The organism is Rhizobium sp. BK060 (genome assembly GCF_014193145.1).
Taxonomy (GTDB): Bacteria; Pseudomonadota; Alphaproteobacteria; order Rhizobiales; family Rhizobiaceae; genus Rhizobium.
Genome location: NZ_JACHYW010000003.1, coordinates 32778 through 47364 on the forward strand (window position 1 = coordinate 32778; position 14587 = coordinate 47364).

Below are 14587 nucleotides of genomic sequence, written 5' to 3' on the forward strand. Positions count from 1 at the left end.
CGATAGGCGTAGAGTCTGCGTCAACGGGACAGGAAAAGCGGGATCTGGCTGTCCTTCAGCATCGACCGTGTCACACCGCCGAAAAGCCGCTGTTGGATCCTCGGGTGGTTGTAAGCACCCATGACCACCATGTCGGCCGCCACGTCTACCGCGTGCTGACGCAATGTCTCGTCCACACGGCGCCCACCGCTCGCGATGCGGTCAACTTCCACCTTGATCCCGTGACGGACAAGGAAGGTGGCAATGTCGGATCCCGGCTCTTCACCATTCGCGAAGCTGCTAGCGACAGGATCCACGAGGGTGACGTGCACCGCATCGCAGCCCTTCAGAAATTCCATCGACTGGCGGGTTGCACGCGCGGCCTCTTCGCTCGAATCCCAGGCAAGCAGTACGGACTTCGGAAACGCCACGACCGGCTGCATGCGAGGGTTGATGAGAATTGGCGTTGGGGACTGGAACAGCGCTCCATCGACAATTCGCCGCTGAAGGTCCTCATTCCCTGCGGCCTGAGGGCCAATAAGCACAAGATCGGCATAGAGTGCACGTTGTGCAATGTCGTCGTCGGCCCAGGCGAACTCGGTGTAGATTTCCTGCACATCGAAGGACAGTTCAGTTCTTTCGAGGATCTTGCGGACCGCGGCCGTCTCCTCGGAAAGGCGATCGATTTCTTGTTGCTGCCCTTCGAGCCAGGTGGTGGAAAGCGCTTCATACGTAGCAATCGCCGGAACACGCCCCATGCAGACGACGAGGGCGGTCATATGTGCGCCCTGCATTTCGCAAAACTCGATGGCGGTCTTGAGGTCCAGATCCCAGCGGTCGACACCGAAGACGCATATGACGGTTTTGATGCTCATCTTGCTGCCCTCCTTGGTTTGGTAGGAGAATTGTACTAGCTGCAGGGGCCCTGTCTTTGATGTTGATCAAAGTCGCAAATGCGCGTCACCAACCCAGCAGTGGCTAGATTGACTGCCTATCGCAGAGCGGGCCGAGCCGCGACAAAAGCGGCCAGATGCCTTGCCTGGATGCTAGGTGAACGGTTCGGCCGGGCCCGCTTGGTGTGGGCGCATCGCAGCCGCCGCTGCTGCCGCTCCGCCGCTCCGCCGCTCTTGTCGTCACCGCCGACTTGGACCGTTGGCTGGGCGAAGGTGATTCCGTTTGCCAGGAAGACCTCTCGAAGCTGGGCGTAAGCTTTGCGCCGGATGTAGGTTTGCATGCCGGGGACTGTGGTCATCGCGAAGCTCAGCACGATCCCGTAATCGCCAAACTCCTCCACGCCCTTCATCTTCAATGGTTCGATGAATAGCGGTCCAAGCTCGGGATCGGCCTTGAGGTCGACGCCCACCTTCTTGGTGAGCTTGCGAGCCATTTCGATGTCGGTGTTGTAGCCGACCGATATCCGGAATTTGTCGATCACCCAGTCGCGGCTCATGTTTTCCACCGCGCCGAGTTCGCCGAAGGGTACCGTGAATACCGGACCGCGATGGTGTCTGAGGCGAACCGAACGAAGACTGAAGCCCTCGACGGTTCCCTTGTACTCTTTCGCCTGAATGTATTCACCGACACGAAACGCGTCGTCGAGCATATAGAAGACACCGCTGATGATATCCTTCACAAGAGTCTGCGATCCGAAGCCTATCGCGACGCCGAAAATCCCAGCTCCCGCAACAAGCGGGCCGATTTGCACCCCCAACTCGGAAAGTACGATCAAGCCCGCCAAGACCAAGACGACAACCGCAATCGCATTTCTAAAGATTGGCAGCAGAGTCCGGAATCGCGCGCGGCGCGCCGCATCAGCAGGTGAAAGAGAGGTGGTGTCGGTAGCCACCAGCAGCGTACGGTCGAACCAGTTCCTTGCCAATTGCCAGACCAGGTCGGCGAGAACAAGGACACCCACGCTTTTCATGCCACCATAGACCAACGCCGAAATCCATGGGTCCCGCCGCCCAGGCGCATCCGGATTGAAATGCCAGACGATTGCCAGCCATCCAACCGCCATCCCAATAACGACGGCTCGAATACCGTGTGTGATCAGGACGCCTCGCAGCCCGGTGGCGTCGGAATGAAGATGGCCGGCAACGCGCGTGACTCCTTTCAGAACACTGGGAAGAACGATGGCATAAATGCCAAGCCAGAACAGGCCTCTCATGTCTAGCGACCAGGCGATCCATAGCACGACGCCGAACGCTGTTAGACCGGCCTTCAATGTCGATGACATATGCATTGTCGACCAGACCGTTTCAGTCGCCACAACGAGTATCATTGCGGAGAAACAGAAAGCGATGGCGTCGGAAACATCATGGCTGATGCCGAGGGGCTCCGCGATAGCCGCGTTGGCGATCGCAATGCAGATCAATCCTGCAAGGATCGACAGACGCAGGCGTTGGCCGGGTGAAATGGCCGCCAAGGATATCAGAGCGATTGCCAAGCGAACGGCGATGAAAGCCGCCAGACAGGCGAGCAAGGTCAAACGCGCGAGGGGAGGCCAATCAACCGCGAAAAAGACCATAGCCCCCGAGCGAACCAAGCCGAGCAAGCAGATCATTGTTGCGCGCGACAAGCCTGCGCCAGATCAATTCAGCTATGAGGCCAATGGCGACGAGGCCCGCGAAAATCGCAAAGACGGGGGAATAGCCCCTAGCGATGGCCTCCTCGCGGGTTCGAACAGCAGCCGTGCCGACCTCTGCCGGAATTCGTGGGATGGCGGTTAAAACGTTGTGTACACGGCTACGGACGGCGGCTTCCCATTTAACGAGGGCAAAATTGCTTTCAGCCGCACCGGGAGCGGAAGATGGATTTTCGGACCTGCGGCTGTCGAGCCACGCACGGACGTCGGGGTCATCCAACAGGCGTACGAATTCGTCAATCTTTCGGTTCGTCTCGGAGGGAGGCTGCTGTGCGGCAGCGACCGACGCGAGCACGAGGAAGAATCCTACAATTGCAGCTTCCAGTTTCATCCGAGGGAACCTCGCGGGCGCACGGGGCACGGGGCAGAGTGGTTGTGGCAGGCAGGTCTCAAGTTTCAAACGGAGGTCTGGTATCGGACTCCGCTTGATACCTATTCGCATGATGTGGCCGTAGTCGAACAGCGGGCGAGAAGCTATAATGAGGCAGCTCGCCTTTCGAGGCTATCGCGCGGTGTCCAAGGTAAGATCGAACCTCCTCTAGTGGCCTCGGATTACACAAGGCCGACCAATCAAACCAGAGCGTGGTCGTTGCTTGCGCGGTAACGACCAACGAAGCGTCCAAGTTTACGGCGCTGGGTCGTGAAACGACCGTATGCAGCAGCAAAGGTCCGACAGGCACATCCCAGCAGCGGTCTCTCGCGATCGGGGGACGTAGTGCCGTCTTCCTTAGAAAATGTCCTTTCCACCAAGGCCCACGAATTCAGTCTTGAACCCCTGTTTGCGCGCGTTCTTCAGCAAGCGGTCGGCGCTCATTATGTCAAGACGCATGCTTCCGGCGAAGCAACTGCGAAGCGCGCAGCAAAGCTCGTGAGCGGCCCAGTTTCGCGCCCGCAACGAGATCATGGTTACGACCCAGTGGTCGTTATCTGACCGCTCGAGCAGAATATCCACATCCCTTGGCCTATCGTTGTTTGGAGCGATCGAGCAACTGGGAATGACGGCACGATTGGCGTTGAGGGTACTGGTTACGATATGGTCCATGTTGCCCTCCTCCTCGTCGTCGTGAGCGTACGTATGGACAGCTACGCCAACAATCCTTCGTATCGCTCGGCGAGGGCGGAGTCTTTGATTCAGGTCAAGGCAAGAACGCTTGGTGTGTTGCTGATTGAGTTACTTTTCGATCGATGGAGGCTGACGTGAAGGCGATGATGCTTGACAGAGTTCGGACGCCTCTGCGCCTTGTCGAACTGCCGGATCCGTCTCCATCAGCGGGACAAGTCTTGATCAGGGTCGAGGCTTGCGGTGTCTGCCGGACGGACCTCCACGTGTTCGATGGCGATCTTCCTGACCCAAAGCTTCCCCTGATACTTGGCCATGAGATTGTAGGGACCGTCATCGCGCTAGGATCCGGCGCGCCGGAAACGTTGCTAGGTCGAAGGGTTGGCGTGCCATGGCTCGGTCGCACCTGCGGCTGCTGCTCCTTTTGCCGTGACGGAAAGGAAAATCTCTGCGACGCCCCAGGGTTCACCGGCTACACGATCGACGGCGGGTTCTCGACTCATGTCGTCGCCGACGCGGACTATGCGTTCACGCTACCAGAGGGCTCGGACCCGGTTGCCACCGCGCCATTGCTTTGCGCGGGCTTGATCGGATGGCGATCATTGAAGATGGCGGGTGGCGGGAAAACCGTTGGGCTCTACGGCTTTGGCGCCGCCGCTCATATCCTGGCACAAGTCTGCCGCTGGAAACAGCAGGAGGTCTATGCGTTCGTCCGACCGGGAGACGACGAAGGAAAGCGCTTTGCATTGGAAATGGGAGCTGTATGGGCGGGATCGTCTGACCAAGTTCCGCCGAAACTGCTCGACGCCGCCATCCTTTTTGCTCCGGCGGGCGAGCTGGTGCCCAAGGCACTGGCTGCCGTTCGGAAAGGCGGTGTGGTTGTCTGCGGCGGCATCCACATGAGCGATATTCCTGCCATGCCCTATCGCCTACTGTGGGGGGAGCGGCGAGTTGTGTCGGTGGCCAATCTTAGCCGCACTGACGCCCACGAATTTTTCGTGGTCGTGCGAGCAGCAAACATTCGAACTGTCACAACCGCTTATTCCCTTGAGCGGGCCAACGATGCGTTGGCGGCTCTACGAGCCGGTCGACTCAACGGGGCGGCTGTCCTAGTGCCGGTAGAAGCGGCTTGATCACTTAGAGGGTCGCTGCATGCTCAGCATATTTCGATGGTGGCAATCCAACGATGCGGGTGAATGCAGTCCCGTAGGCGCTTGCAGACCGGCGCATCGCACATCATTCGGAAACGGGGGTGCAATTCCCTGCATTGACAACCATTGCGGACATCATGCATGAAAATCGGCATGCGAGGTACGAGGCAGGAACTGGGTGTTCACGTGGCGCGCCTGTTGCTGCCTTCTGATGAGTTTATACGTGACCAGTCTTTCAAAAATTCTCGAATTCTTACTGTCCGTCCGCCGTCGCCTCATGGTTTGGCTCATGTCGCTCATGGCAATTATTGTAGTTCCGCTATTGCCACTCTTTGTCGAGTTCGAGAAGCACGCTGGTTTGATCAAAGACGAGAGTTACTACATGACTGCTGCGGTACTTGCCGCAGGATTCGGCTTTACGTCTGAAGGTTATGGGTTTCGAGCGGGATACATCGCGCTTTTTCTTTGGTGCATTGTGGCGGATTATAGGCCTGAACAGGCCGAGCAGGCCGTTGGAGCCATCAACACCGTGCAAGCGATATCGACGCAAAGTTGGATCTTTGGACACGCGGCATTAGTTGCTATCATTCTGACGGTGTTACTGCATGCAATTGAACGTTTTGCGTGGCACGTCGTTTACGACCGGAGATTTCCGGATTACTTGGAGAAAGGGCAATGAGCTTCGCTTACCCTATTATCTTCAATCTCATTGAGGCGCTTTCCGCGCTGGTGGTAGGCACGTCCGCGGTAAAGGGCGTGGTCGACTCTGCAAAGGCACTTCGTTCGAAAGGCCTAGCCAAGCGCTATCTTCAGTCCAAGGGAGATCGGCGGCTTCTATATTTGGCGAAAATCGCTTCAAAACGCGCGCTTAAGTACGATGAGGTCCAGGTTGCACGCGAACGGATCAGAGATCTTCTGGAAGAAATGCCCCCTAGACAAGCTGCAATTGTTGAGCGCGGAATCTCTCAAGCAAGCAAATCTGGAGAGCGGCGGTTTATCGAAGAGATGATCACTCCCGAAAGCAATTGCTGACTGATCGTGCCGCCCCCTACGTACGGTCATACGGTGCTCTGCGATTGATGAACACGTCCTGTCACCTACGGACATATTCCTGCGGCACCTCCAACCCGCTGGTCTCGGGGGCGGCGCACGGACCAAGGGTTCTCGGTCCGATGCGCCGTCTCTAATAGAAGACGTGAAGAAGTGCGTCGAAGAGCCTGATCGATAGTGCTTTTTCTAACATCGGAGAAGCGAAGCCGGAATGGCGCATGACGCTCTAGGCACCTCCGCATCGTACGCCAGACTAGGCGCATCAATCTCTATCCGATCGACGGTTTCCCTCTCGTACGGGAGCCGCGGATGCCTCAGGACAACCTCCCAGTCGAAGTCGACACCAAGCAGGGCCGAATATATGGCTAGGCCAACCGCCTGCGCGACGCGGGGAACGACGGCATTGCCGATCTGCTGAGACTGCGACTCCTTGTTTCCGATGACGACGTACCCGTCAGGCAATCCCATAAGGCGTGCTTTCATCGGCATCGTGAGGCCAGGCATGAAGTCATCTCCGGCAGCGGCGGCCATCGCGTCGGTGGGAGGTGCGTCCCAAGTCCCGCCGATGATGATCTCGCGGAGACCCCACCGGCCGATTTCCTTCTCCCGCCCGCGCCGCTTCTCGCCCAGAAGAGTCGAAGCTAGGCCGCCGATCTCCTCCTTGTTGTCGCGGACGATCACCTGGGTCCGACGCCGTTCGGCCCATCGCGAAGCACCCGACCATCCGCCTGCGCCCATCATGTCTTCGAGAGCGTGGCCAACGGTTGCTCGCCATTCTTCGAAAGTCGGTGGTGGGCGGAACCTAGCCATGTTCTCCGGACTCATGCCAATGACGAAGATGCGGGGCCTCTCTTGCGCGATCCCGTAGTCCTTGGCATTCACCGATATCGTCCTGACCGCGTATCCAGCTTCGGCGAACCGGGCGAAGACCTCGGCGCGGTGATCGGCATGCTTGGCGTCGTTGAAACCGTCGACGTTTTCGAACATGAATGCTTTCGGCCGGACGGCGTTCACAATTTCCGTCGCGGCCGGGAAGAGATCGCGCTCGTCATCCTTGCCTAGCGCCTTTCCAGCCCGTGAGTACGGCTGGCAGGGCAGACCGCCGGCCAAAAGGTGAATCCGATCGCGATGGGGCGCATAGTCGACCTGCTTCATGTCCTGTTTGATCACGTTCCAGTCGCGACGGTTGGCACGCAGGCTCGCCGCGGCGTCGCTATTCAACTCGATGAGCGCGACAGGATCGAAGCCCGCTGCCTCCAGTCCAAGCGACATGCCTCCGAGGCCGGCGCAAAGCTCCAAAGAACGAAGGCGGCGCGGAGGCTACGTGAGGTCCGTTGGGCGGGGTGACTTCGGAGTGCGTAACCATAGCGAATTCCGAGGCCTGCTGGTCAAGATCAGGAGCGCCCCGATGATGTCGAGGTTTCTAGGATCAGGAATGCCTTCCTCGAAAGTCCAGCCGCCGTCGTGAGCAAAACGACCTTCCGCGAATCTTTGAAGCGCATATCGCGCTCTCGATAACTTCAGATCTTCCGCAAGGTCGTGTCTTGGCCCGAACACCTCGACGAATGTTTCGAGTAGATGTTCGCCCGCAGATCGAATCCGCTCGAAGTCGGCCATAAATTCCTCGGCCGTTTCCGGCTCCTCTTTCTTGGCATCGGCGAAGCTCTGGATGAAGTATCTGAACCGACTCTCGAAGGCCCGAACAGTATCGAGGAACGCATCGGTTTCTTGGTCCAAGGCAGTAGAAGAAGAGGCCGCGCGGCGACGCAGTTCCGCTGCGATGACCGCGGCGCGGTCCTTTTCGGCGGCCTGGGCTCTGGACATCTTGTCGGTTCGATTTCTTCGCCGGATCGCTGCAATTTCGCTCGTGTCGAGATGGGCGCCTCCAGCAATTGTGGTAAGCGCCTCCGCCCGAGTGTCGCTGTCGGCCGACGCGAGCGCTTTCATCACGGAGAACGGGATACGGCTCCTTGCTAGGACGTCTTCGGCGCCTTTGAGGGTCTTCGAAAACTTGACGTAAGTGCCGAGATCGCTTGACGATAGGCCGCAGTGAACCTTGAGAAAGCCTTTCGCTTCGCGAACAGTTGCGACCTCCAGGAGCTTTTCGACTTCCGCAGCCATCTTCAGCGCCTTGTCGGTCATCTGCTGTTGAAGTTCCGTGATCCGCTTCCGCGTCCCGGCGAGCGCCTTCGCCTTCGGGTTCAATTCCATTATGAGACTGCTCCGTTTCGAGACATCTCATAGCGGGCGGATCTTTCGGTCTCGATAAGCCTATCGGTAAAATGAATGCCTCTCAGAAGGCAGAGGATCGAGGCGGCGCTCGCCTTCTGCAGAGCCTGCGGCGTCCGGCCAGTCGGCTTCGACTGCGACAATCGTGAAGCCGTGTTTCTCGATCAGCCGGCGCGTGATGGCAGCGCGCGCCCGGTAAAACTCCGAGGTTCCATGGGACGCTTCACCGAGCAACACTACACGAGCGTGGCCGAACCGGTCCAAGGCGTCGGCAAGGCCGGATCGTCCAGCGCGGGCAAACGCTCGGCGGCGGACCGTAGTACTTCCGCTATCGATGCCTGCGATACTGGCTGCGTTGCTGTGGCTGCGGATCCATGGATGGGGGCTTTCGGGGCGAGGTAGTGCTGGAACCAAGCAGTTGCCATCTCGGTCGCCGCCTCCAGCGCGCCAGGCTCCTCGAACAGATGGGTGGCGCCGGGGACGACCCTCAACAGTTTCTCGCATGTCAGGGCGGCAAGGGCTTCGCGGTTTAGAGCAAGCACCTGCTCGTCATGGCCACCGACGATGAATAGCGTTGGCGTTTCGACCTCGGTCAGCCGTCGCCCTGCCAGATCTGGACGACCGCCACGCGAAACTACCGCCGATACCCGCTCCCGAAGCTCCGCTGATGCTAGCATTGCTGCTCCTGCTCCGGTGCTTGCTCCGAATAGGCCTAACGGCAAATCAGCGATGTCCGGCTCAGCACCGATCCAGATCGCAGCCTCGAGCAAGCGCTCCGCGAGAAGCGGGATATCAAAGACGTTGCGTCGGTCTCCCGCCTCATCCGCCGTCAGCAGATCCAAGAGAAGGGTTGCGAAGCCCGCGTCATTCAAGCTGTCGGCGACAGCAATGTTCCGTGGACTGAGCCGGCTCGACCCGCTGCCATGAGCGAACAGGATAATGCCGCGCGGGTCCGGCGGAACGCTCAAATCGCCAACCAGACCGAGTGGCGGGACAGCAATCTGCCGTTTGCTGGGGCTCGGCTCGGCTTTCTCGGATTCGGTCCATCCCTGCCTCAGAAGTCCAATAGTCTCTTCATCGGTGAGCTGACGGAAATCCTCGTAAAAGGAGCCAACGCCCCAGAAATCTTTGGCGGGATGAAGGCATACGATCACGTCGGCATATTGACGCATCTCGGCGAGTGTTTCTTCCGGCGCGACTGGAATGGCGAGAACGATCTTTGCGGCACCTTGGCCTCTCACAGCAATAAGCGCCGCTTTCGCCGTCGCCCCTGTGGCAAGTCCATCATCGACAATGATTACGGTGCGACCCTTGGGGTCTACTCGCGCGCGGTTGCCGAGGTACAGCGCGCGGCGGCGCTCAAGTTCGACAAGTTCGCACTGTCGGGCGCGTTCAAGGTAGGCATCGTCAGCACCACTCGCCAGCCGCACATTCTGGTTGATGACCGTCTCGGGGCTTTCACCATCCACAACGGCGCCCAGCGCGACTTCAGGCGCGCCTGGAGCGCCAATTTTACGGACAAGGATCAAATCGAGCGGAGCATTCAAGGCGCGCACGATTTCTAGCGCCACCGGCACCCCACCGCGTGGCAAGGCATAGACAACTGGACGATCGAGCTTCAGCTTGACGAGCTTGGTTGCAAGCTGACAACCAGCATCTACTCTGTCCAGGAACTGAAAGTGTTGTTGATTCATTAAATAAATATACGTGATCGCTAATTTGCTGCATTGAGCGAAATCAAACCACTTCTAAGATCGAGATTCGTTCGGCTTATCGGCGACGGGTTTTGGATTGAGAGACGGCCGCCGCTTGCGATGCGGTCAACCTCAACCTTCACGCCATGGCGGGTAAGGAACGTCGCCATGTCAGATCCAGGCTCTTCGCCATTTTCCCAGCTCCGTGCAACAGGATCGTCCAATGTGACATGTACAGAAGCGCAGCCCGTCAGAAACTCCATCGAATGCCGGGTGGCTAGCACAGCCTCTTCGCTAGAGTCCCAGGCGAGTAGAATCGACTTTGGACATGCCGTTACAGTCTGCATACGCGGATTGATCTACGGTTCCGAATTGTTCCCACCGTCCTGTCAACCGAGTACCGTATCTGTCAGGAGGCCGCAATCTTCCTCGCTGTATCCCGGACAAGACAGAGCCGTTTAAGCTCGAGGAGTGCATCAGGAAGGGCGCGATGAGTCGGGTTTGCAGGCTCCGACCGTGCGATGACATCGGCCACCAAAGCCGGAACGTCGACTGGAGTGCCACCCGTATTGAGGATAGCTAACGCCACCTCGGTAAAGAGATCGTCGGATTTCCGCAGTCGCAATGCGTGACGTGGCATTCCTCCGCCACGAAGTAGCGCGCTGAGCCACTTCCCGTCCCACGAAGGCGAACTCGCATAAAGCTCGTTTCCTGAGAGCTCCGCCATGAGTTCTCTGACGACGGGTTCGACGTCGCTTCCTTCCTCTTGCAGGCGATCGCGCGAGATTCCGTGAACCTTTTCCGCATCTGCAGACCAGTCGGTCCATCCGGGCTTTGGCTTGATCAGGAACGACTGCGAGCGGCCGTCCTCGAAGACCCAGGCGATTTCGATGGGGTAGCTGTGCTTGCCAAGGGAGGAGGCTTCGAAGTCGAGGAATACGATCATGGCCAGTAGGTAGGGCGGGACCGAGTTGGTCGCAACGTCCGATCGAAACCCACCGAGGGGAAGATCACGATCGGATCCCGATCTCTTTGAGCTCTCGATGGCCAGCCCAGCTCCAACGCGTCAACGTTCCGGGCCAGTGACATCGGTGGCCGACATGCACGAGACCTTCGTGCGATAATCTTGGCGATGACGTCGCCGGCTTCGAACTCACCGTCGTGGCTTTTGCTACGCTCAGCTCGCTCCCTAAGAACCATCGCTTCTTGTGTAGCTTGCGCGAGCGCGGCTTTGCCATGGCTAGGACTGAACGAGACAAGCCCGATGTGGCCGAAACGGCAATATGAGCATCGACGTCTGGCAGAGGCGCTGCTCCAGCATGCGGAAAACAAGCGCGCCTTGCCTGGGTATACCATGGCGATCCCGACTGGCTTCCGGTCAGAGCCCGGTACTGCGCAAACTGAAGAAGAAGGCAGCGTCTGCCGCCGCCGTCGAAGCGAATTGAGCACTGTGAGGCCGCTCGGATCGAGATGTACCCGGTCGGCCGTTCGAGTCGATCATCCCCAGTTCCTCGCGGGCGCTTGGCGTTGGGCGTCGAGATTCTTATTGACGCCGCGATTTTTGTTCGTATTTTGTTCACCATGATGAACAAGCTCCTACGAATAAGCCGAATATGTTGAGTCCTTAGCGCCGTTTCGCCGCGGCAAGGATCCATTGCTATTTCGGGTATCGTCATGAGCCATCCGCATTTCGAAATGCCGCAGGCGCTCTATGCTGCGTACAAGCATGCTCTCTCCCAGAAATTCTATCCGCTAGGAACTGTAAGGTGCTCCGGCGACGTCATGTTCCGGAGCCAGTTGGCTCGTGATCTCGGCTGCCTTTTAGACGTCGACGACCACGTCGTCGCGTGGCTTTGCCTTCCGACGGAGTTTCCGACCTCGGACGGCGTTCACGTTCCGGACTTCGTGGTCGACTATGACGACGGCAGGCGCGTCTTCCTCGACGCCTGCGGTGAAGTGGGCTCGGCTTCAGTTTCCGAAGGCGCTGCTTGCAGCCATGTCCACCACCGCTTCGTCTCCCGCGAGGAAACTGAAGTCGGATGCCGGCTCGCCAATGCAAAGGACATGTTGCGTTACACGAACTATCGGACGCCATTGAACGACAGGATGCGCCTGCTTGCCGCGTTGGAGGAGGCGGGCTCTCTAGCGATCGGGCAATGCATGCATCTATTTCGAGAGGTGCAGCCCATGACCGGCATCTCCTGGATGCTACTCAACCGTATGATCTCTGCGGATCTCGACGAGCGCATGCTTGGGCCTGAGACAATGCTTCGCCGTTTTGCGCTGGGAGGCGGCAAATGACCTACCGTAGGACAACTCGGAAGCCGCTTACAATGGAGCGCCTCGCGTATCGCTTCGCTCTCAAGAACGCCGTTCGTCTTGGCGGCGGCTTTAGGAAGCTCGGTTACCGCCAGTGTGTGATCGCGCTCCGTCTTCCAGTCGGCGCGAATTGTGCCGAATACGAGATTGCCGCGCTCGATCTCGTCCAGGAGACCCCGGAGCTGTCAAACTTCAATGCGGTTTGGCCCAAAATCGACCGTAGAGGCAAGCTCCACCTCGATGTCGTCCTCGATGCCATGAACGACGCGGGGTCATTCCTGATCGTCTGGCCGCCGGGCCAGGATTTGCCGAACGAATTCAAGCTTGCGGCCGATCGCGTCGTCGATGTCGACCCCGTCAGACCCTTTCATCTTGCAGCGGCCGCGAGATCCTTGTCAGGCCAGGTTCTCGAACTCGCCGACGCCAAGAAGCTGCTCGAGTACCCTCTTGCCTCTGTGTTTGCTGCACTCAGGCGGGGAAGGCCGGCCAAGGACGCTCTGGAGCGGTTAGCGAGCATGCAGCAGGTGTCGTTGCCGGCATCGGATGAACCAAGCTTGGAGAACCTCGTTGGATATGGGGATGCCAAGATCTGGGGGCTTTCGCTAGCCGAGGACATCCGCGAGTGGAAGCAGGGGGGGCTGTCATGGAGTGACATCGACCGCGGTCTCCTGCTGAGCGGGCCACCGGGCACTGGAAAGACCATGTTCGCCGGTGCGCTCGCCAGATCGTGCGACGTCCATCTGGTGGCGACTTCAGCAGCCCGCTGGCAATCCGCAGGATACCTAAACGACACGCTGACAGCCATGCGCAGGAGCTTCGAGCAGGCCATTTCCAACAAGCCTTCGATCTTGTTCCTTGACGAAATCGACGCGATCGGAGACCGCGCTCACCTTGGGAACAGCGAACACAAACTCTACTGGACACAGTGTATCAACCTGTTGTTGGAACTGATGGACGGTCACAGCAAGCTGGAGGGCGTGGTTGTCATCGGTGCGACCAACCACCCGGACGCGATCGATCCGGCCCTGTTGAGGCCCGGACGACTTGATCGACACCTGACGATCGCGTTGCCCGATCTCGCCGAACGAAAACATCTCGCGCACACCTATTTCGGCCATCATCTCTCGACGGAGGACGTGAACAGGATCGCAGCAGCCACCGCGGGTTTCACCGGAGCGGCATTCGAGCAGGCCGGGCGTCAAGCTAGGCGCGAGGCGCGGCGGGCCAAATCCGATGTCAGCGTCGAGATGGTTATGCGCGCCCTTCCGCCCGCAACGAAGCTGGAGGGTGCTCGACGGAGGATGGTTGGAATCCACGAGGCCGCCCATGCGGTCGTCGCTGTCCATCTTGAGCTTGGCACTCTGGAAGCTGTCGTTGTCTCGCAAGAAGCTCGGGACCCACAGCCCTTTGGCTTCGCGCGTCTGGTTGTCAAAGAAGACAATGATCCAAATCGGCAGCACCATCTTGATCGCATCGCATTCTTCCTTGCCGGGAGGGCAGCAGAGGAGGAATTGCTGGCGACTGCTTTCGCAGGTGCCGCGGGAACCGACGGATCGGACCTGCAGAGGGCGACCGACATCGCCACAGAGTTGGAGGTCTCGCTCGGTATGGGCGAGGGGCTATCGTATTTCGAGGCCAGCACCCCTGTACTCAGAGATCGGCTCCGCCGGAGCAATCCGGAGATCGCCGCTAGGGTCGAGCGGGTCCTAGTCCGTGAGATGGAGCGAAGCCGCGAGATCGTCAGGCGGCGTCGCGCGGCGATCGAGTTGCTCGCAGACACCTTAGACAAGCGAGGTCATGTCGAGGGCGCTGAAGTGGCGAAAATTCTAACTGAAACGGAGGAACTTGCAGCATGAGACCTCCGTGGAAAATGATCGTGCGAACTCTGAAGGAGAAACCGTTGGCGGAGGCGCGACCATTGGTGACGGCCGCGATCCTTGAAGCCGGAGGAATGCCGCTCAGATTGCGGGAGGCGCGGCGCCGCCTCTTCATTTTGACCAAAGCGGCTTCAGAGGGCCGGCCCGCAATCGTCGAGACCGAAGTCGGATTTGTTTGCCTGATTGCGCTCGAGGATCTCGTGGATGTCATCGTGGAACCCTTGCCGACCTTGAGAGAGGTGATGGAAGGGGCCGGGGTGACGAGACGAGCGCGGCGGAAAATCTCCTCCGAAAGCCGGATCGGTGCGCAGACGAAAGCGACCAAGTAGATGGTGTGGTGCGAGATCGTTCGCCCGCCAGAATGCTAATCGCGACATCTTCGAGGACCAATCCGGTGGTGAGTTTTCCGGGGTTAGGAAGTACTTGCCGGTTTCTTACGATGCGGTATTCGTAGCACTATTGCGCTGGCAACAGAGCCTTGGCGAACACCAGATGGCACAGCGGATTTGTGGGAATGACAGAGAGTCCATCCGAGGCGGAATTGGCCAATGCCCCGATCTTATGGTGTTGCTGTGCGACAGACG

The 14587-nt window shown here is 58.9% G+C and carries 11 protein-coding genes and 2 pseudogenes; 6 read left to right on the forward strand and 7 right to left on the reverse strand.

Going from position 1 to position 14587, the window contains the following annotated elements; genetic code table 11:
- Nucleotides 1-20 precede the first annotated feature (20 nt).
- From FHT71_RS04040 to FHT71_RS04050, 3 genes and pseudogenes are all read right to left on the reverse strand, one after another.
- The gene (locus FHT71_RS04040) at nucleotides 21-854 is read right to left on the reverse strand and encodes a universal stress protein (protein WP_132594862.1); all 834 of its coding nucleotides are present in this window, start codon (nucleotides 852-854) and stop codon (nucleotides 21-23) included.
- 236 nt (nucleotides 855-1090) lie between these two features.
- Nucleotides 1091-2954, reverse strand: a pseudogene (locus FHT71_RS04045) (mechanosensitive ion channel family protein); the annotation flags it as partial.
- Between the two features lie 396 nt (nucleotides 2955-3350).
- A complete protein-coding gene (locus tag FHT71_RS04050; protein ID WP_183718958.1) occupies nucleotides 3351-3665 on the reverse strand; it encodes a hypothetical protein in 315 nt (104 codons plus the stop codon).
- 155 nt (nucleotides 3666-3820) lie between these two features.
- Here FHT71_RS04050 and FHT71_RS04055 point away from each other — a divergent pair, with 155 nt between their 5' ends.
- The 3 genes from FHT71_RS04055 (at nucleotide 3821) to FHT71_RS04065 (ending at nucleotide 5866) form a co-directional block, all read left to right on the forward strand.
- Complete coding sequence (locus tag FHT71_RS04055; protein ID WP_132594864.1) at nucleotides 3821-4816, forward strand: zinc-dependent alcohol dehydrogenase family protein; 996 nt, start codon at nucleotides 3821-3823, stop codon at nucleotides 4814-4816.
- A 241-nt stretch (nucleotides 4817-5057) separates the two neighbouring features.
- Nucleotides 5058-5513 carry a hypothetical protein gene (locus FHT71_RS04060; protein WP_132594866.1) on the forward strand — a complete coding sequence of 152 codons (456 nt, stop codon included), beginning with the start codon at nucleotides 5058-5060 and terminating at the stop codon, nucleotides 5511-5513.
- Nucleotides 5510-5866: a hypothetical protein gene (locus tag FHT71_RS04065; RefSeq protein WP_132594868.1), complete on the forward strand. Its 357-nt coding sequence runs from the start codon at nucleotides 5510-5512 to the stop codon at nucleotides 5864-5866. The genes FHT71_RS04060 and FHT71_RS04065 overlap by 4 nt, the downstream gene beginning before the upstream one ends.
- A gap of 204 nt (nucleotides 5867-6070) precedes the next feature.
- On the opposite strand, the gene dcm is transcribed toward FHT71_RS04065, so the two are convergent.
- The 4 genes and pseudogenes from dcm to FHT71_RS04085 all read right to left on the reverse strand — a co-directional run bounded on the left by dcm (nucleotide 6071) and on the right by FHT71_RS04085 (nucleotide 10753).
- Nucleotides 6071-7183: a DNA (cytosine-5-)-methyltransferase gene (gene dcm / locus FHT71_RS04070; protein ID WP_281412118.1), complete on the reverse strand. Its 1113-nt coding sequence runs from the start codon at nucleotides 7181-7183 to the stop codon at nucleotides 6071-6073.
- Nucleotides 7184-7204: 21 nt separating this feature from the next.
- Nucleotides 7205-8095 (reverse strand): hypothetical protein, encoded by an 891-nt coding sequence (locus FHT71_RS04075; protein ID WP_183718962.1) that lies wholly within the window; start codon nucleotides 8093-8095, stop codon nucleotides 7205-7207.
- A 126-nt stretch (nucleotides 8096-8221) separates the two neighbouring features.
- Nucleotides 8222-9807: pseudogene (locus FHT71_RS04080) on the reverse strand (phosphoribosyltransferase family protein); the annotation flags it as partial.
- Nucleotides 9808-10216: 409 nt separating this feature from the next.
- Nucleotides 10217-10753, reverse strand: coding sequence for a transcriptional regulator (locus FHT71_RS04085; RefSeq protein ID WP_132594874.1), 537 nt, complete (start codon nucleotides 10751-10753; stop codon nucleotides 10217-10219).
- Between the two features lie 728 nt (nucleotides 10754-11481).
- On the opposite strand from FHT71_RS04085, the gene FHT71_RS04090 reads away from it, so the two are divergent.
- From FHT71_RS04090 to FHT71_RS04100, 3 genes are read left to right on the forward strand one after another with little or no spacing between them, the layout of a single operon-like run.
- Nucleotides 11482-12108 carry a hypothetical protein gene (locus FHT71_RS04090; protein WP_246717945.1) on the forward strand — a complete coding sequence of 209 codons (627 nt, stop codon included), beginning with the start codon at nucleotides 11482-11484 and terminating at the stop codon, nucleotides 12106-12108.
- Nucleotides 12105-13982 (forward strand): AAA family ATPase, encoded by a 1878-nt coding sequence (locus tag FHT71_RS04095; RefSeq protein ID WP_183718964.1) that lies wholly within the window; start codon nucleotides 12105-12107, stop codon nucleotides 13980-13982. The genes FHT71_RS04090 and FHT71_RS04095 overlap by 4 nt, the downstream gene beginning before the upstream one ends.
- A 20-nt stretch (nucleotides 13983-14002) precedes the next feature.
- A complete protein-coding gene (locus tag FHT71_RS04100; RefSeq protein WP_132594878.1) occupies nucleotides 14003-14332 on the forward strand; it encodes a hypothetical protein in 330 nt (109 codons plus the stop codon).
- The last annotated feature ends 255 nt before the right edge of the window (nucleotides 14333-14587 follow it).